17 protein-coding genes and 5 pseudogenes are annotated in these 19,284 nt (G+C 32.6%); 15 read left to right on the plus strand and 7 right to left on the minus strand.

Annotation, left to right across the window (positions count from 1 at the left end):
• Position 1: 1 nt before the first annotated feature.
• A pseudogene (locus JFT95_RS29510) lies at positions 2-103 on the minus strand (ArsR/SmtB family transcription factor); the annotation flags it as partial.
• Positions 104-576: 473 nt separating this feature from the next.
• Here JFT95_RS29510 and JFT95_RS09685 point away from each other — a divergent pair.
• Positions 577-1,890, plus strand: coding sequence for a hemolysin family protein (locus tag JFT95_RS09685; RefSeq protein WP_016092639.1), 1,314 nt, complete (start codon positions 577-579; stop codon positions 1,888-1,890).
• A 390-nt stretch (positions 1,891-2,280) separates the two neighbouring features.
• Positions 2,281-3,147 (plus strand): MBL fold metallo-hydrolase, encoded by an 867-nt coding sequence (locus tag JFT95_RS09690; protein ID WP_113768929.1) that lies wholly within the window; start codon positions 2,281-2,283, stop codon positions 3,145-3,147.
• 163 nt (positions 3,148-3,310) lie between these two features.
• On the opposite strand, the gene JFT95_RS09695 is transcribed toward JFT95_RS09690, so the two are convergent.
• A complete protein-coding gene (locus JFT95_RS09695) occupies positions 3,311-4,264 on the minus strand; it encodes a nucleoside hydrolase (RefSeq protein ID WP_016102045.1) in 954 nt (317 codons plus the stop codon).
• Between the two features lie 33 nt (positions 4,265-4,297).
• Positions 4,298-4,900: a DUF2441 domain-containing protein gene (locus tag JFT95_RS09700; protein WP_016102044.1), complete on the minus strand. Its 603-nt coding sequence runs from the start codon at positions 4,898-4,900 to the stop codon at positions 4,298-4,300.
• Between the two features lie 229 nt (positions 4,901-5,129).
• Here JFT95_RS09700 and JFT95_RS09705 point away from each other — a divergent pair.
• The 5 genes and pseudogenes from JFT95_RS09705 (at position 5,130) to JFT95_RS09725 (ending at position 8,079) form a co-directional block, all read left to right on the plus strand.
• Positions 5,130-5,614: pseudogene (locus JFT95_RS09705) on the plus strand (DUF2798 domain-containing protein).
• Positions 5,615-5,795: 181 nt separating this feature from the next.
• Positions 5,796-6,220, plus strand: a pseudogene (locus JFT95_RS09710) (DMT family transporter).
• A gap of 18 nt (positions 6,221-6,238) precedes the next feature.
• Positions 6,239-6,931: a Crp/Fnr family transcriptional regulator gene (locus JFT95_RS09715; RefSeq protein ID WP_201052081.1), complete on the plus strand. Its 693-nt coding sequence runs from the start codon at positions 6,239-6,241 to the stop codon at positions 6,929-6,931.
• A 19-nt stretch (positions 6,932-6,950) separates the two neighbouring features.
• Positions 6,951-7,421, plus strand: coding sequence for a DMT family transporter (locus JFT95_RS09720; protein ID WP_002031877.1), 471 nt, complete (start codon positions 6,951-6,953; stop codon positions 7,419-7,421).
• A gap of 154 nt (positions 7,422-7,575) precedes the next feature.
• Positions 7,576-8,079, plus strand: a complete 504-nt coding sequence (locus JFT95_RS09725) for a GNAT family N-acetyltransferase (RefSeq protein ID WP_002012819.1) — start codon at positions 7,576-7,578, stop codon at positions 8,077-8,079.
• 371 nt (positions 8,080-8,450) lie between these two features.
• Here the strand turns inward: JFT95_RS09725 and JFT95_RS09730 are convergent, their stop codons facing one another.
• Complete coding sequence (locus JFT95_RS09730) at positions 8,451-9,272, minus strand: class I SAM-dependent methyltransferase (protein WP_088039354.1); 822 nt, start codon at positions 9,270-9,272, stop codon at positions 8,451-8,453.
• Between the two features lie 45 nt (positions 9,273-9,317).
• Entirely contained in the window at positions 9,318-9,758 is a 441-nt protein-coding gene (locus JFT95_RS09735; protein WP_050000737.1) for a MarR family winged helix-turn-helix transcriptional regulator, read from the minus strand.
• Positions 9,759-10,355: 597 nt separating this feature from the next.
• Here JFT95_RS09735 and JFT95_RS09740 point away from each other — a divergent pair.
• Positions 10,356-10,763, plus strand: a complete 408-nt coding sequence (locus JFT95_RS09740; RefSeq protein ID WP_002031872.1) for a GNAT family N-acetyltransferase — start codon at positions 10,356-10,358, stop codon at positions 10,761-10,763.
• Positions 10,764-10,845: 82 nt separating this feature from the next.
• Positions 10,846-11,499 (plus strand): MBL fold metallo-hydrolase, encoded by a 654-nt coding sequence (locus tag JFT95_RS09745; RefSeq protein WP_002031870.1) that lies wholly within the window; start codon positions 10,846-10,848, stop codon positions 11,497-11,499.
• A 110-nt stretch (positions 11,500-11,609) separates the two neighbouring features.
• Here the strand turns inward: JFT95_RS09745 and JFT95_RS09750 are convergent, their stop codons facing one another.
• Positions 11,610-12,233, minus strand: coding sequence for a TetR/AcrR family transcriptional regulator (locus JFT95_RS09750; protein WP_002085667.1), 624 nt, complete (start codon positions 12,231-12,233; stop codon positions 11,610-11,612).
• A gap of 122 nt (positions 12,234-12,355) precedes the next feature.
• On the opposite strand from JFT95_RS09750, the gene JFT95_RS09755 reads away from it, so the two are divergent.
• Entirely contained in the window at positions 12,356-14,638 is a 2,283-nt protein-coding gene (locus JFT95_RS09755) for an MMPL family transporter (RefSeq protein ID WP_242487605.1), read from the plus strand.
• On the opposite strand, the gene JFT95_RS09760 is transcribed toward JFT95_RS09755, so the two are convergent.
• A complete protein-coding gene (locus JFT95_RS09760; RefSeq protein ID WP_002141724.1) occupies positions 14,635-14,817 on the minus strand; it encodes a DUF4021 domain-containing protein in 183 nt (60 codons plus the stop codon). The two genes, JFT95_RS09755 and JFT95_RS09760, sit on opposite strands and share 4 nt — an antisense overlap.
• Before the next feature lie 302 nt (positions 14,818-15,119).
• Between JFT95_RS09760 and JFT95_RS09765 the strand changes: the two are divergent.
• The 5 genes and pseudogenes from JFT95_RS09765 (at position 15,120) to JFT95_RS09785 (ending at position 19,182) form a co-directional block, all read left to right on the plus strand.
• Positions 15,120-15,543: pseudogene (locus JFT95_RS09765) on the plus strand (CatA-like O-acetyltransferase).
• Between the two features lie 224 nt (positions 15,544-15,767).
• A complete protein-coding gene (locus JFT95_RS09770) occupies positions 15,768-16,292 on the plus strand; it encodes a GNAT family N-acetyltransferase (RefSeq protein ID WP_002141727.1) in 525 nt (174 codons plus the stop codon).
• Between the two features lie 37 nt (positions 16,293-16,329).
• Positions 16,330-17,274, plus strand: a complete 945-nt coding sequence (locus JFT95_RS09775) for a GNAT family N-acetyltransferase (RefSeq protein WP_176126956.1) — start codon at positions 16,330-16,332, stop codon at positions 17,272-17,274.
• 186 nt (positions 17,275-17,460) lie between these two features.
• A pseudogene (locus tag JFT95_RS09780) lies at positions 17,461-17,973 on the plus strand (GNAT family N-acetyltransferase).
• A 306-nt stretch (positions 17,974-18,279) separates the two neighbouring features.
• Positions 18,280-19,182 (plus strand): DUF2935 domain-containing protein, encoded by a 903-nt coding sequence (locus tag JFT95_RS09785; RefSeq protein ID WP_201052083.1) that lies wholly within the window; start codon positions 18,280-18,282, stop codon positions 19,180-19,182.
• Positions 19,183-19,284 lie beyond the last annotated feature (102 nt).

The raw sequence follows: 19,284 nt of genomic DNA on the forward strand, positions 1-19,284 counted from the left end.
GTTTTTCCCCACCTATGATACATTGAAGCATTTGTAACATTATTTTATCGGTAAAGCCATGTATGAACTTCGCTTTCACATCTAAATCATTTGAGTTGAACAATCGTATTAGTTATTACTAATATGTGTGTCAAAATATTTTAAAAAAAGATTGATAAATGTTTCTTCGCTTTATTTTTAATGTGAGAAGGAATGTAAATAATGAACAAAAAAATAATATAGTTAGTGGCAGCGAAGGAAATGTTATAGTGTTTGATGCACACATTAAGCAGTTTTATGTCACAGGAAAGAGAAGCTTTTTGTTTGAATTTCAGGGTATACAAAATGTAAACGTTGACTGGGATTTATTTCTCATGCTAACATATAGATAATTTAATCAAGGCGGTGGAAATGTATTGGACTCAGATGTTGACTCGGATAGGTGGCTAAATGACCTCGATTTTCTCAGAGTACCCCTCATCATTTTGAGAATGTAGATTTTATACAATCTCATGTCAATGTGTATGAAGTAGGTCTGGAAAGAGAAAATATATCAGGAGGTGAATCCTTTAGTTTCAAGGAAGCTAAGGGAATTAGTTGGACATATTTAATTTAATCATGGTAGTGGTTTTAATCGCATGTACTGCATTTTTCGTAGCAATTGAGTTTGCTATTGTAAAAGTAAGAGGATCAAAGATTGATCAATTTGTATTAGAAGGAAAGAAAGGTGCGCTGGCAGCTAAGAAAGTGACATCAAACTTGGATGAGTATTTGTCAGCTTGTCAATTAGGGATTACAGTTACAGCAATGGGACTCGGGGCACTAGGTGAACCAACGATTGAGAGACTTTTACATCCTTTATTTGATAAGTGGAACATCAATCCTTCCATTGCAGGTGTATTATCTTTAGGAATTGCTTTTACTATTATGACGTACTTACATGTTGTAGTTGGTGAATTAGCACCAAAAACATTCGCGATTCAAAAGGCTGAGAAGGTTACTTTATTACTTTCGGCTCCGCTTATCTGGTTCTACAAAATCATGTATCCGTTTATTCGCTTGTTAAATGGCTCTGCAAGGATGATAACAGGAATGTTCGGCTTAAAACCTGCATCAGAGCATGATGTAGCACATACAGAAGAAGAATTACGATTGATTCTTTCTGAAAGTTATGAACGTGGAGAAATTAATCAAGCTGAATACAAATATGTAAATAATATTTTTGAATTTGATAATCGTATTGCGAAAGAAATCATGGTCCCTCGTACAGAAATTATAGGGCTACATGTAGATAATTCTTTAGCAGACCATATGAAAATAATCCGTGATGAAAAGTATACACGTTACCCAGTATTTGGGGAAGATAAAGATGAAATCATTGGCATGGTGAATGTGAAAGACTTCTTTATTCGTTATATGAATAAGGAAACAAAAGAATTCAATTCTATTCAATCGTATACGCGTCCAGTAATTGAAGTAATTGAGACCATACCAATACATAATCTTTTACTACAAATGCAAAAGAAACGTATTCCGTTGGCTGTGTTATATGATGAATACGGCGGTACGGCTGGTATTGTAACCATTGAGGATATTCTGGAAGAGATTGTAGGAGAAATCCGTGATGAATATGATGAAGATGAGCGTCCGCCCATCCAGCAAATGAATGAAGGGCATCTTGTCGTAGAAGGTAAAGTATTAATTAGCGAATTAAATGATTTACTAGGATTACATATGAATGATAGTGATGTTGACACGATTGGTGGTTGGATTCTGATGCAGAATTATGATATCCAGGAAGGGCAAACAGTAAATAGCGAAGGATATGCATTTAAAATTCTTTCTAAAGACCCTCACCAAATCAAACGTGTTGAAATACAAAAAGAAATGTTGGAAGCAGCAACTGTATAGTTGCTGCTTTTTATTCAGTTGATAACATGGTAGCCATCCTCATTAAATTCATTGATTGATCAACTCTTTACCTGTTAACACATTACCGAAATAGGGAATGATTGTTTCCTTTGCATTCAGGTTCAACACCCCTTCGATATTGTAAAATGTATCTCATTTATACAAATTGTAATATAATTTACATGTAAATTCGTAGCGTAAAATAGATTAAAAGCAACAAATGTTGAGAAAGGATGCCCTTGTCAAAATTAGTATTTGTATTTCACTAGATAATAAAAAATGTAGAATGATTTTATTTCTGACATTGTTATTTAATAGTAATCAAAATACAAAATAAAGAATTTTCTCGGCTGGAAATTGTTACACACTCATAAAATGGAGGCAATAGTTATGCAGCAAATTAAAAAAATAGGAAACTCATTTTGGTATATGACACCTGTTTCCGAGACTGATAGACCTATCTTAGGAATGGTAGTTGGAAAAGAAAAGACTTTGATGATAGATGCAGGTAATTCAGAAGCACATGCACAATTGTTTTTAGAAATGCTAAAAGAGCAAAATATCTCAAATCCTGATTTTGTAGCATTAACGCATTGGCACTGGGATCATATTTTTGGATTGCCTGTATTACAAAATGCATTGTCTATCGCACATTTTGAAACAAAAAAAGAGATGAACACACTTGTTTCTTATGAGTGGTCGGATGAGGCATTGGACGCACGAGTGAAAGAAGGTACAGAAATTGAATTTTGTGCGGACTGTATAAAAAAAGAGTTCAGTGAAAAACCAAGAAATATTCAAATTCTTCCGCCGTCCTTAACCTTTCAGAAACAACTTGAATTAGACCTTGGTGATGTGACATGTGTGTTAGAGCATGTGGGCGGAGACCATTCACATGACTCTGTTGTTATTTATATTAAAGAAGAAAAGATTTTGTTTTTAGGAGACTGTATATATGCAGATATCTTTTCTGCAAAGCGGAACTATACAACGAAACGAACGTTTAAACTGATACAAGAATTAGAGAAATTTGATGCCGAGACCTATATTCTTTCACATGGGGAAGCTATAGATCGAAATGAATTTTTGCGAGAGATTCGTTTATTAAAAACAGTAGGAACTTATACGGAAACTCATAAAGGCGATGAAGAGAAGATAAAGGCAGCATATAAACAAGAACTAGATAGAGAATTAAATGAAGATGAGCTAGAAACAATAACGTACTTTGTAAATGGTTATGAAATGGTTAATCTGTAAAACCTAACTCTAAATCAATTGATGCTTGTTCTGACCAAATGCAATGTAACTGCACAAAAAGAGTATTGAAAATTAATTCAATACTCTTTTTAATAATTAAATATCCAGCCCCAACCAATTTCTAAATCTTTTTGCTGGCTCATCAACTGGGTTTATACGGATTTCAACACTGGTTGTGATTAGCAGCTTTTTTAGCTAATTCAGTAATATATTTAAAGAATGCATCACGTTTTACATCATAAATGACATTTACTGGTCTTCCGTTAGCAGTTTCCACTGTACGTCCTTGGCTGGGTCCGTATGTATGAACGATACTAGTAATCGTTTTTGTTTTTGCAAGATCAGCTTTCCCAACAAACGCAGCAGTTAATACATCCCACAAATAGTAGGTAGAGTTAGTTGAAAAGTGAACGAGAGGGGGGACCATTGCATAGCATTGACCAAGGAAATCAACACCAATATACTTACGCTCTTTTGCCCACTGTTCACGTATGTCTATAGTTAGCGGAACCTGGTTTGTACTTTCTAGAGTTACTAAATCAATGATTATATTAGCATTCCAAACACGAGCTACTGCTTCGGGATCCCAAAATGAATTCCACTCGGCTGTTCCGTCATGTTCTGGCTCATGTACATTGCCTGCAGTACGAAATGTACCGCCCATCCAAACGAGACGTTCAATTTTATCTTCGATTATTGGAGATTCATATAGTGCACGAGCAAGGTCAGTCAGGGGCCCTGTAAATAATAAAGTTGTTTTTCCATCAGTTTGTAGAAGAGTCTCTATTATATGATGATGTGCAGGTTTTTTTGATGCAGGTGTAACAACTTTCCCAAACTCATTTAAAATTGGTAAAGCATCTACATAAAATGCATGCATCCGCCATTCTTTTGGAAATGGGTTTTTCCCACGAGAGTTGGACGCTGCTACCTCAATATTATTTTTGCCGAAGCGATCTATAATTTTACGACTGGCAGACATTGCTGGTTCTAAATAACAATCTGCAGGAATAACTGAAACACCTGTAAGTTCTACATTTTCCATCTGGAGTAGTAAAAATAGTGATATTAAATCATCTACACCACCATCATGATTGAAGTACACTTTTTTCATCATTTTAATCTCCATTCTTTAATATTTAACCAGGAATTAAATTTTAATTGATGAAAAATCATCAATAATTTCCACCACTTCAATTCTCCCATTAATCAGTAACTCAGGAAGTTCATTTCTAACGTTTCCTTTCCAATACTCTCTAGCTTGTTCCATTTTTTGAGCGAAAGGAATACCATCTTCTTTCGGCAAAAGGTTTCCATCACCTTCAAAAGAACTTCCGATTACTCGTAGTTTAACAATCTGCAAAACTTCTCGATTATAAGAATCAAATAGCGCTTTCCATTTCAAAGCATCCTCATAGCTTTTGGAAGCATATAAGCAAGACAACCTTGAGGGATATTCAGGAAATTCTTGCAGTCTAACCATTTCTACAATCGTTTCTCTAACCGCTCTAATTGTTTGATCTATATAATTCAGAACTACTTTAGCATTTTCATTATTTATATGTAATTCCTCATTGATATAATGCCTTTTTAAAATTTGAATGGAGTCTTCATCATTAGAATTTAATTGTTCTCTTTCAAAAAAGAAGTGATAGAGGGTATTAGTTTGATTTTTGTCAAAGTGAATGATTTTTCCGATACTCATTGTTTTCCTTGTAACGATGTGATATGCGTAAAATTCTGCTTTATTCATGGTTATCCTCCTAGTAGTAATTATCATATAATTCAATATTAAATTTAATAATTCAACATCAAAATATATAAAACCTTTGTAAGTAAAAAGTTATAAAGTGGGAGGATTGGAGTGAAGAGTGGAAGAAATGCACGTAAACGCTTTAAAAATGTTCACAAAATGTTCACTTACGAAGGAGTTTCCAATATCGATATAATGACAAAGACTCAAAGAGAAGGGATGATGAAAATTGCCAACAACAAGAAAGGAAAACCTCCAATTTGGTATGATGATGTGCCTCGGGATGGTTATCGTTATGACGTTTTACAATTTATTAATGAATGGAGCAGGAGGACCAATTCATATTAAGGAAATCGCATTAGAACTAATAATTGGATTTATTATTGCGCTATTAATTGAAATATGTATCGTTGGACCGTGTGCGAAAAAGATTGTATTTGCATTACCATTTGATAAATCAAAAAAGTAAACATGATTATTGCGATGGCAACAACAATGGTAATCGGAATGGTATTCTTTATGTCATTTTACGGAATGGCTATGATGTATTTACATAATGGGTTACATGGTGACTCATTCGCTTCAATTTATTTCTCGATTTTCATTAAAAATTTCATTATGGCGTACCCACTTCAATTAATAATAATGGGACCTCTTGTACGTTTCTTATTTGGAAAGTTTGTTTTGAAGAATAAAGCTGCTAATGTAGCGTAGTTTTAATTACTAAAATATTATATACGGATTAAATGTTTTAAACACATCTCACATATTTTGAGATGTGTTTTTTCGTGTACATTACTAATTATTTTCATATCGATGTGACATTTGTCCTTTTGTCGTTGTAGTATTGTAGCTTTTAATTAAATCATAGATAGAAGATTAGGAGATGATTTTTTTGAAAGGTATTTTACTTTCAGTTTTTGGAGGAGTATTCATTACACTTCAAGGTACGTTTAATGCGAAACTTAGTTCAGATATCGGTATATGGTCGACGAGTATTATGACGCATTTAATTGGGTTTCTTATTGCAACAACTATATTTTTGTTAAAGAAAGAAGAGAAAGTAACGGATTTAAAGGGTGTAAAAAAGTATATTTAGCAGCTGGCGCACTTGGTGGGTTGATTATTTGTGCGGAAACAATGGCGATATATTCAATGGGAGTTACATTAACAGCTGGAACACTTATGGTTGCTCAATTATTAACAGCTACTGTTATTGAAATGAAAGGATTATTTCATATAAAAAAGATACAAATGGAGAGATACCATATTGTGGGGACAATAGTAATGATTTTAGGTATTTTTGTGTTTAATATGTAAGGAAAGAAGGGACTGTAAGTGGATAATAAATCAGACTTAATTATTCAATATTTGAAGGCTTATAATATACTTGAAATTTTTTCAGGAATAAGTACTGAAAATTTTCAAGTAAATCATTTTGAAAAAGGCAAGCTTATTTGCGATAAAGATGATGAAATTCATCGTTTATATTTTGTTATTAAAGGAAAAGTAAAAGTTTACACGATTACACCAGAAGGAAAGAAACTAATCCTTCGCTTTATCAATCCATTAGCAATTGTTGGTGATATTGAATTAATACAAAATAGCAAAGCACATAATGTTGTTGAAGCTTGTTCAGATGTTGTAGCAATCTCCATTTCTAATACAGTTATTAGAAATGAGTTATTACATGATCCTATATTTATGAAGTTCTTGCTTGAAAACATTGCGAACACGTTAAAAATATCGACTCGTTTTACAGCTCTAAATTTACTTTATCCGGTAGAAGTACGTGTAGCTAGTTATTTACTTTCGATTTCAACGGATAGTAATGGGAATATGTATAAAGAGGATTTAGATTCAACTTCTGTATCAAGTATTGCAGATTTTATAGGTGTAAGTTATAGGCATGTAATTCGAGTTTTACAAAAATTTTATAGTGAAAAATTAATTAAAAAGAATAATGGAGTTATTGTAATTAAAGATTTTTCTAGAATGAAGGAAGTTGCTAAAGATAATATATATGAGTAATGAAAGGGAGAGAAGGGTTATGATTGGATTTAGTTTAGCTATATTAGCTGGAATATTAATTAGCTTACAATCTGTTTTTAATACGAAAGTGAATGAAATTGTAGGACAGTGGTTAACAACTGCATGTGTTCTTGGAATAGGTCTCATAAGTTCTGTTTTATTTCATATCATTACAGAGAAAAGTATAAGCGTTAACTTTTATACTACAAATTATTTATTTTATATAAGTGGATTGTTTGGTATCGGATTAATTATTTGTATAATGGGTGCAATAAAGAGTTTAGGTCCAGCTTATACGGTGCTCATTAGCCTTATTACTCAATTAGTTGTTGCATTATGTGTTGATACATTTGGATTGTTTGGAATGGAGAGAGTACCTATACAAATAAATAAATTAATTGGTATAGGTCTATTAATTGTAGGGGTAGGAATTTTTAAAAATCTTTTTTCGAATAAGAAAGCTATTACTATAAATGAGGATAGGGTCTAAAGAATTTAAAGGAAAAAGGTGTTAATAATTAGAACATATACATTTAGGTGGTAGTAAATGAGCGATAAGGAGAGAAAATAAGTGATTCAGTACATGTTGGAAGATGGTGTACATTATATTATGAGTGCAGTGACATAACTAGGAGGTTTCCACTATGACAGCTTTATTTAAAGCTATGGAGTTCCAGCTGAAAACTGAACGACTTGATCTGAGTATGTGGGAGGAATCCGATTCAGTCTGGATGAGAAAATTAATTGGCGAACGTGGTGTGGATATGCCAACCCTTGACGCCGTTCGTAGCATGCTTATAGAGATGCGTAAGAGAGCAGGCGAAAATGGCATTTCCCTTCTCACTATTCGCCGACGAGACGAAGGTGATTTCATCGGATACTGTGGCTTGATTATCGGTCGTTCCACACTGGAAGAGCCGGAGATCGCATACGAGTTGTTCCGCAGTGCTCATGGCAAAGGCTATGCGACTGAGGCAGCATCTGTTGTGCTGGACGCTGCGATTGCTACGGGGCGCCACAGACTTTGGTCGACTGTAGGCGCTTGGAATGTTGCGTCCTTCCGGGTGTTAGAAAAGATAGGATTTAAGAGGCATCACAGTACGTGGGACGAGCGCGGTGAGATTGTTTGGAACGTACGCGACCTTTAGAAATCCCGGACCTAACTCGAAACTATTGAAAAGGAGAAGAGGTCATTAGTTTGGGCAAGAATCCAGATAAAGATAAAATAACTGATTTATAATTCAAATAGTGACAAACTATAACTGAAGCATGTCCTCGAAAGCGGAGTGTTGCCTTCGCACCGAGGCTATGCCCTCCCCAAAAACCAATCGAACGTTTCAAGTTATATATCTTTATTATACTGATTAAACTAAATAGCTATTGTTTACTTATTTCATTCATTATGTAAATAAAAAAGGATAGTTAGCCCTCATAATGGACTAACTATCCTATAGATTATTATATGAATTTAATAAAATCGAGGTCTTCTTTTATATATGATTAATATATTATAGATTTATCATTTTTTAAACCGTATATGAACGAACTTCAACATCTTTATTAAATTTACAATCCGCATCATAATTCGTGTACTTCCATCCCAATCTTTATTTGTAGGTATATGTTTAAAGAAAGGGGAGCAGCTTAATATTTTTATGTTAGAAGACCACTTTTCTATTGTCTTTGGATTATTTACGTAAAAATACATCATAGCGCCGTTATTACCAGATTTTTTTACAGTAGCATTCGAAAGTGTCAGTGCGAACTTTGATTCGGCATCAAAATATAACTCTCCTCCAGGAAAACGTTTTGCCATAGCGACAAATATCTCCTTCAGTTCTTCTTCTTTAAAGTAATAAAACACACCTGCTGATATAAAAAGAATACCGTCTTTTGGATCATATTTTATATCGTTGAACCAAGAAGTGTCAAAAAATGATTTGGCAATGCTTATATTTCGTGGTGTATCTTCAATTAATGTTTTGCGGAAAGCGATCGCATCAGGCAAATCAAGGTTATACCACTGTATAGTACCGTTATCAATTCTTGAAAAAGTAGTGTCTAGTCCAGAACCGATATTTACTATAGTAGCATTCGGATGTTTTCTAATAAATTGTTTAATAGTATCGTCTATTTTTCTTGCACGGGTAATGTAAGTGATACATCCATATTCGCCAAATGTATCTGCTATTTTAGAAAAATCAAAGTCGCATTCTTTAATAATCCGAATAGCTTCCGTATCATCTAAAATATCCTTGTTTTTCTCACTACCATATGCTCGTCCCCATAGTGGAATAAGCATAGTACTTTGAACTGATTGTAAATCTATTTCTTTAACCATGAAACGTCCTCCATTTAATAATAAAAAAATATCATATATATATGATTAGTCGTTATTTAGCATTTTTGATAGCATTTTATTTGTTTTATACAGTCCGTAAGTTAAATCACGTTGATCTTCTTCACTGAGTTTTTCAAGATTACTAGTGAAATTATTATAAATTTGTTTCCATCTTTCATAATGTACTTTTTCAGCTTTATCTGTTAAGGAAATTAAAACAGCTCGTTTATCTACTGTATCTTGTTTTTTTACAATGTATCCGTTTTGCTCTAAATTACGAACGGTTACACTTAATTGTTGTTTAGGTATGTTTAAATAACTAGCAATCATTTTTAAATTTACAGCGACTTTTTGCTGGGCAATATACTCAATTATGTGTTGCTCTAAATGTGTAAATTCAGTGGATTTCTCTGATAATAATTTGAAAGTACCTGACATATTTAATAATAAATTCATGTATTCGTTTATTAATTCTTTATTAGTAATTATTTTATTACTATTTTTACTAATATCAATGTTATTTAAATCGTGAGCGATGCATTAGAGGAAAAGTTAAAGTTTTTTATGAGCGGTGAGTAGAAAGATTATAAAATATTACTTTATACATAAAAAACTAATGAAGCCAATGTCTTTTTCAGTCATTATACTATTAATAATTTTATGGTAAAATCTTTTACATAATGAAATAAAGGGGTAGTATTCTATGGGTTATTTCTCAAATAGTTTATTAGTTTTGTTTGTTCTTATCGTATGTAGCTGTATGATTTTTGGTTGATAATATAATGATGGATTGATATAAAAGAAGGTATCTCACAAAGATGAGATACCTTCTTTTTCTTATAATTGTAATTTAGATTCAGTATTTGGTGATGGTTGAAATGTATATATTTTATACTCACCATTAGTTGATATATTAAACAAATATTAAATAGAGAAATATATATGGTACCAATCTTATTAAGTTCCTTATGTTTTTAAAGAGAAGGAGTTTCATTTTTTCTTATTGAAGTATTGTTCTAGTCAGTTTAACGACGGTCAAAATTTTTTTGGAATAAAACAAAAAGGATGATAGGGAGTATTTACATGAAAACTATTTTAAATTACACGATTGAACCCCCTAAAGATTTCAATGAATTATTAACTATGTATGAATCTTTAGGATGGAATTCTCTTGAATTATCGGTTAATGAGTTAGAGCAAATGTGTAAGCAAAGTTGGTATGTGATATATGCTTTTAAAGAGCAACAATTAATTGGGATGGGACGAGTAATATCAGATGGTGTAATAACGGGCATTATTTGCGGTGTATGTGTAATGCCAGAGTATCAGTCCATGGGCGTTGGAAAGGAAATAGTGGAACGATTAATCCGGCACTGTGAACAAAAACGAGTTATTCCACAACTTATGTGTGTTGAAGATTTAAAATATTACTATGAATCAATTGGATTTGAGGAATTTTCGATTGGTATGACGAAACATATTAAACGATAGCGAGGCTTTGTAATTTAGAATTACTTGTTTATCAGGCCAATTTTTAGATTTCAAAAATTTCATTATAAAGGAGAATAATGTTATGGAGATTGCTAAAGGGGTAGAGATGTTACATCTTGAATTTCAAGAGTATATTATTCACCCAATTCTTTTATGGGATGATGAAATGGCAGTTTTAATAGATACTGGATTTCCTGGACAAATTGAAGATATACGAATAGAAATGGGTAAGGTTGGAGTATCGTTTGATAAACTAAAAGCCGTGATTTTGACGCATCAAGATATAGATCATATAGGTAGTCTTCCTGAACTATTACAAAACTGTGGAAGTAATATAAAAGTCTATGCTCACGATCTAGATAAGCCATATATCGAGGGGGAGTTACCTTTGTTGAAGGATGCACAAGTACAGAATCCACCAAAAGGAAAAGTGGATGATACTTTGGTTGAAGGCCAAGAACTTCCATATTGTGGTGGTATTCTTATTATTCATACCCCAGGGCACACTCCTGGTCATATTAGTTTATATTTGAGACAAAGTAAAACTCTTATCGCTGGGGATTCAATGTATAGTGTAAACGGAATTTTAGGGGGAATTCATGCCCCAACTACTTTGGATATAAAAGAAGCGCAAAATTCTTTGAAGAAGTATTTAAATCTAGAAATTGATTCTGTAGTTTGTTACCATGGTGGATTAAGTAAGGGGAATATAAATGCACAAATTCAAGAGCTATAGATAAGAATTTTTTGTTAATCGGTGTTGCTAGTATATAAATAAAACCCTTAAATTAATAAAGAGCATGTTTGAAGGAATTTCAAATATGCTCTTTATTAAATATAATCAATTTAATTTTGATGACTTAATCCATTCCAATAAAACGAAACGATTTCTTTTGCTAATTCATCTATATTTGCAAGAGTAGGATTGTGATTCTCATCTTTAAAATTCCCGATTGATAATAAAGCTACGAAAGCATGGGCAGCAAATTTAGGATTTCCTTTAGGAATTTCTCCAAGGAGAATTGCGTTATCTAGCGCTTTTTCCAACACTTCATACATGTTATCCTCGGCATTTTTTAATTCCTTTAATTGCTCTTCAGATAAAGAAAGTTTTGCATCTTTCATAAAATTATTCATATCAATATCCATCGTTGCGTGTAAGTATACTGTAGCAAAGTTCAATAATCTTTCTTCCAAAGTTTTATTCGTAGAGAGTATTTGATCCATATTTTCTCTTATGCGCACCATCATTTGAATCATAGTAGCGGTAAATAGATCAGCTTTTGTTGAATAGTAATAGTAGACAGTTGCTTTTGTAACTCCACATTCTTTCGCGACCTCATCCATTGAAACAACTTGATAATTTTGAGTGAGAAATAACCTAGTTGCAACTTCTAAAATGATTTCTTTTGTAGACTTTGTATTTTTATTTTGACGAGGCCTTCCGAGAGGACGTTGTTTTTGATCCAAATACATTCGCTCCTGACATTTATTATTGAGATAATTATAACATAATTTTTTAATCATTCTTGATTAATTAACCGACCAGTATATATAATTAATGTTGGAGGAAAAAAGGAAGGTGGGGTTTTATGAAAAAGCACCCGTTACATATGTTAGGGAGGCTTGTAGCAGGGAAGAATACGCAATGGATAACTTTATCGGTATGGATTCTTATTACATTAGTACTTTCATTTACGTTACCACAAGTAAACAGTACGAAAGAACCGAATCCGAAAAATTTACCTGAAACAGCTATGTCACAGCAAGCTGAAGCACTTATGAAAAAAGAATTTCCTAATAATGCAGGAAACCCGTTGTTAGTTGTATGGCATCGGGATGGTGGATTAGAGTCAAAAGACTACAAATTAATACAGGACGTTTATAAAGAGTTAAAAACGGACCCTTTAAAAGAACAATCATTGTTACCACCATTTGATACAATTCCAGAGCAAGTATTATCAAAAAGTGCATCAAAAGATGGTACATCATTTGTCACACCAATATTTTTTAATAAATCTGCTGGAACGGATATATTAAAAGGTAATTTAGAAGAGTTACGAAAAATAGTGAATAGTAAAGTGGATGAAGATCCGTTCAAACAAAAAATTACCGACTCTGGTTTACATGTTCGATTATCTGGACCTGTGGGTATTCAAACGGATGCGGTAAGTTTATTTAGTCAAGCTGATGTGAAATTATTAGTTGCTACTGTACTACTAGTATTGGTTTTATTAATTTTACTGTACCGTTCACCAATTTTAGCAATTTTACCTTTACTCGTTGTTGGTTTTGCATACGGAATTATCAGTCCGACACTGGGCTTTTTAGCAGACAATGGATGGATTAAAGTAGATGCACAGGCTATATCGATTATGACTGTCTTACTGTTTGGAGCAGGAACGGACTATTGTTTATTTCTTATTTCAAGATATAAAGAGTACTTGCTAGAAGAAGAAAGTAAGTATAAAGCATTGCAACTTGCGATAAAAGCATCAGGTGGAGCAATTATAATGAGTGCACTTACTGTAGTATTAGGGTTAGGAACGTTATTACTTGCTCATTATGGAGCTTTTCATCGATTCGCAGTTCCATTTAGTGTGGCTGTTTTCATTATGGGAATCGCTGCTTTAACGATTCTTCCAGCATTATTATTAATTTTCGGTAGAGTTGCATTTTTCCCGTTCATACCGAGAACAGCTGAAATGAATGAAGAGTTTGCAAGAAAGAAGAAGAAAGTAGTAAAAGTAAAAAATACTAAAGGATTCTTTAGTAAAAAACTTGGGGATATCGTTGTACGTAAACCGTGGACAATTATTATGCTAACCGTATTTTTATTAGGAGGCTTGGCTTCATTTGTACCGCGTATTCAATACACGTACGACTTATTAGAATCATTCCCGAAAGATATGCCATCACGCGAAGGATTTACATTAATTACGGATCATTTTTCAGCTGGAGAATTAGCGCCAGTAAAGATTGTAGTTGATTCAAAGGGAAAAGATTTACCTATTAAACAAGAAATAGAGAAATTATCTTTTGTTAATAAAGTGAAAGAGCCAATGAAGGGAAAAGAAAATAATCAATTGCAAATGTATGAAGTTTCTTTAGTGGAAAACCCATACTCAATTGAAGCATTAGATCAAATCCCTAAATTGAAAAATAGTGTAGAAAAGGTATTAAAAGATGAAGGAATTAGTCAAGCTGAGAATCATTTATGGATTGGCGGAGAAACAGCTTCCTTATATGATACAAAGCAAATTACTGAACGGGATGAAGCGGTTATTATTCCGGTTATGATTAGTATCATCGCTTTACTTTTACTCGTGTATTTACGTTCAATCGTTGCGATGATTTACTTAATTGTAACTGTCGTTTTATCTTTCTTCTCTGCATTAGGAGCAGGCTGGATTTTACTGCATTTCGGTATGGGAGCTCCCGCGATACAAGGTGCGATACCGTTATATGCATTCGTATTTTTAGTTGCCTTAGGGGAAGATTATAATATCTTTATGGTTTCTGAAATATGGAAAAACAGAAAGAAACAAAATCATCTAGATGCAGTGAAAAATGGTGTTATACAAACAGGTAGTGTAATTACATCCGCAGGTTTAATTTTAGCAGGGACTTTTGCAGTGTTAGGCACACTTCCAATTCAAGTTCTTGTCCAATTTGGTATTGTAACTGCAATTGGTGTATTACTAGATACATTTATTGTAAGACCACTGCTTGTACCTGCGATTACAGTCGTTTTAGGACGCTTTGCTTTTTGGCCAGGGAAACTTTCTAAAAAGAGAGAAGAAGTAAAAAAATGGATATATAATAGAGAAGAGCCAAGGATATTTTCCTTGGCTCTTTTCTATGTAGTTCATTAATTTTTTGAAGTCAAATCATCAGTTACAACGTGATCAGCATCTTCAATGGTTGTTTCGGGCATTCCATATGAGCCATTCATTGCTTGTTCTTCGATATTAAGATTTGCAGTATTATTATTTTGAATAGATGTAGTATTTTCGATAACATTTTCTTTTTTATTTACATTTTTGTCATTCATGTTTGAATCCTCCAAACGTCATTTGATTTATCCCGCATTAACGGGCAGTAAGACCTCCACCTCAAAATTCGACGAAAACAAAGAAGTTAGGTGGGGGATCAACTGCCCCCACTGATTAAAGTTTCACTTTATTAATAGTATGTGGATGGATTTCCAGAAATATGTGAACGAATTTCTGCAGATGTTATATAGTTAAATAAAAAGCTTAGTATTAAATTTAAACTGTAAGGAGTGAACAAGTGTGGTGAAAACAAGAAAGTTAGCCTTCTAAAATAAAAATAAAATTTTAGGAGGCTATTAAAATGAAGTTTCATGTAATTGACAGAGAAAATTGGAATAGAGAGCAGTATTTTGAACATTATTTAAAATTAAAGTGTTCGTTTAGTATGACAGCGAATGTTGATATTACGATGATGCTAGAGGAAATACATCAAAAGGAAATCAAATTTTATCCGACTTTTATTTATGTAATTTCTAGAGTGATAAATAAACATACAGAATTTCGAACATGTTTTAATGATGAAGGAGTTTTAGGGTATTGGGAGGAAATGATACCTAGTTATACAATCTTTCATAAAGATGATAAATCTTTTTCAAGTATATGGACGGGTTATCCTACCTGTTTCATTGCAAGTACATCATGCGGTTTGTGATGGATATCATGCGAGTCGATTTATAGAGGATTTACAGGAGCTAGCTAATACTTGTAACGAGTGGCTTAAGTAATATCTAATTATTAATTATATAAAATTGAAAATGAATAAGCGTTAAAATAAAAAGAAGAGAACATATGTATATTACATGTTCTCTTCTTTTTATTCATTCATATTAAGTAACAGTGGAAAATATAGGTTGATTTGTAGTTTAATAGTAAAGAGAGTGATTAGTTTTAAATTTCTTTATTTTATAATTATTTAAGGGTTCAAATGTTTTAATAGGGGGAAGGTAAAGTGAAATTCATACGTATTGAAAAAGATGAAATTCTAATTAATAATATGGCAAAATTGTATTGTAAAGCATTTGAGAAAACAAATTTTACTGAAATGATTGAGAGAATGAAAAGACATATAGAATATGCAGATTTTAAAGGTATAGTAGCAATAAATGATGAAAATGAGGTAGTTGGTTTTACTTATGGTTATCGCTCATTAGAAGGGCAGTACTATAATCAATTAATGAGAGAAGCGTTAAATCTAGAACAAGCAGACGAATGGTTACAAGATTGTTTTGAATTTGTAGAGTTAGCAGTTCACCCACAATATCGAAATGAAGGTCTTGGAATGAAATTACATAATGAATTATTAGAAGGGATTTCAAATAGAACGAGTATTTTAACAACACAAATAAACAATGAAAAAGCGCGTTCTTTATATAAAAGATTGGATTGGGTGGATGTATTAGAGCCATTTCACCCAAGTAAAAGTGATGCCCCATATGTAATAATGGGAAAAATATTAAAGACAAAAGTAAATTAATAACTATATCGTTCACAAAAGTTATCGGTTTATAACAATGAAGGGGAAAACAAAAATGACAATAATATCTATAGAAAAAGCTACAATTTTAGATGCTGAAAAGTTAACAGAAATAATGAAAAGAACATTTGATGAAGAAGCAAAGCGATGGTTATACGGCCAAGGTGATGTAATTGATTATAACATTCAACCGCCAGGATATTCTTCAGTTGAAATGATGAAATATTCAATTGAAGAATTGGATACTTACAAAGTGATAATGGGTGAAAAAGTAATCGGGGGAATTATAGTTACGATCTCTGGTAAATCGTACGGAAGAATCGATCGTATTTTTGTAGAGCCTTTTCTTCAAGGAAAAGGAATTGGATCGCGGGTTATTAAGTTAATAGAAGAAAAATTTCCGAACATAAGGATTTGGGATCTTGAAACATCTAGTAGACAAATTAATAATCATCATTTTTATAAAAAAATGGGCTATGAAATAATTTTTAAATCTGAAGATGAGTATTGCTATGTAAAAAGAAAAAATGTAGATGCAGTTGGAGAGAACCTAATTAAAAATAAAGATATGAAAAATGGTCAATACGAAAACTGTAATTTGGTTAATACAGAATATTATCAAGTAAATTTAAAAAATAGTGCATTTGTTGGTAGTAATATAATGCATATGAATATGAGTAATTGTAATATAAGTCAATCAACCTTTAGAAATATTAATTTTAGAAATTCCTCATATGCAGATTTAAATATTTCTGGCAGTAAATTTAATTTTGTGACTTTAGGTGGAGTTCAATTTAGAGATACAAGCCTTGGAGAGGATAAAGATCCTATTTCATTTGATAGATGTGATTTGGAAAGTACTACAATACGTAGTAGTAATCTGAAAAATATTGAAATAGAAAATTGTGATATTACCGGTATGAAAATAAATGGTATTTCAGTAGAAGAACTGCTTGAGTTGTATAATAGGGTGAAAAATTAAATAAAAAACCACTTAGCATATTCTAAGTGGTTTTTTCATTTTGAACGAGAGGGAATATAAGAGATGATGTTCAAAAAGCGAATATTATATCGAAATAATTATATAAAAATAACACAAAGAAATAAGGGTTGGCAGGATTTTAATATGGGATATTAGAATATGAATATTTGAATGGAGGGGAAAAAGATGGAGATTAACGTTAGAGCAGTAGAAACACAAGATGCTAGAGCAATTCATCGTATATGCATACAAGATGATGTTTTACCTTATATGGTTTTCTGACCTAGTATGCGTGTAGATGCAATGGAGAATAGAATTCGAAATTTAGCACAGAATCAATTTGAATTTGTAGCAGAATATGATGGAGAAGTTGTTGGATTTGTCGGTTTAACCCAAAGTCCAGGGCGAAGATCTCACTCGGGAGATTTATTCATCGGAGTAGATAGTGAGTATCAAAATAAAGGAATTGGAAAAGCACTTCTTACAAAAATGCTTGATTTAGCTGATAATTGGCTAATGTTAGAACGAGTGGAACTTGGTGTATTAGAAACGAATCCTAGAGCTAAAGTATTATATAAAAAATTTGGATTTATCGAAGAGGGTGTAAAGGTTGGGAATTTGAAGGCTCATGGGAAATTTGTTAACGAAATCATGATGAGTCGTTTTAGACCACATGGTTTGATTGTACATAATAAATAGGGGTGTAAATTGAACAGAAATATCGATTTGTTTTGAAAAAAGTATGGCAAAAGGACGCCATGCTTTTTTCAGTTTATTAAAAATAAAGAACAATTTTTATTTAAAGGATGTTTTAAAGGATGAAGCATTAGGAATCATCTCAATCCGGAAAGCATATGACTTAATAGAATCTATTTCTATGTGCAAGGGGAATGCATATGTGGGAATTTCAAAAACCTTGAAAAAACGATTGCATAAGTATATTTGAATTTTATTTATTTTCATACACAGTATAATTGAGCATTCAAGGAACAAGGAGTGATTGTAATGTCGACAGACCAACCTATTCCTGGACATTTTATTATGGACCCACAGCGAGCTATGCTGTTGCCACCGGAATTGAAAGCAGCTCCATCTGAATCATTAACAGAACAATTATTTATTGAACGATCTATAACTGAAAATAGATTTTGGTTACGTATTATGAAAGAGCATGCTTTGTTTCTTGGTGAGGGGTTTAATCGTAACGATAAAAATTTAATTCAGCAAGTAGAACAGTTTTATAATCAGTTTGATAGGCAGCTGCAAAAAGCATTTACTATTCCACAAACTGTTCAAGCGGTAAGGCAATTAAATGAAGAGAGCATTCAGTTAGTGTATGCTTTTCGTAATTATAAAAGAAACTTACTAATTTTAATCATCAATTGTAAAGTGAAAGGGTTTAATTTCCCACTTTTAGTGGATCATGTTGCACGAGAAGCAGAATATTTTATGCGGACACTTCAAAAGTTTAACGAAGGGAAAATGGATCCTATTCAAGATGCGATTATTAGTGAGAATGTTTTCTGGCTGCGTATTATGATGGAACACTCACGTTTTATTGGATCATTACTGGATCAATCGGAAAGAAATCTTGTTCATACAGCGTTGAAATTCGGTGATGATTTCGAAATTTTGCTTAACCAAGCTAGAGATGTTGAATCGATGTTATATCAAAAAGAACCGACATACCCGATTATAGGAAAAATGAATAAAGATAGTGAAAATGCCACTGTTGAGTTAAGGGATTTCAAAAAAGCAGGATTAGAGTTAATTCAAACATGTCAAATCCGAAATGTCATAAATCCATTGCTTGCTGATCATGTTACAAGAGAGGCAGAGCATTTCCTCTTCATGATTCATGTATTGGAGCAAAGGCTAAAGCAAAAGCAAGTCCGCAATAATAAATAAACAAGAAAAGCATGGCAAACTAATGTCATGCTTTTCTTGTTTATCCCGCTATTTGTGGGCAGTAAAACTCCCACCTCAAAATTTGGCTGGAGCAAAGAAGTT

This window comes from Bacillus sp. TH17 (genome assembly GCF_016651125.1).
In the GTDB taxonomy this organism is placed as follows: Bacteria; Bacillota; Bacilli; order Bacillales; family Bacillaceae_G; genus Bacillus_A; species Bacillus_A mycoides.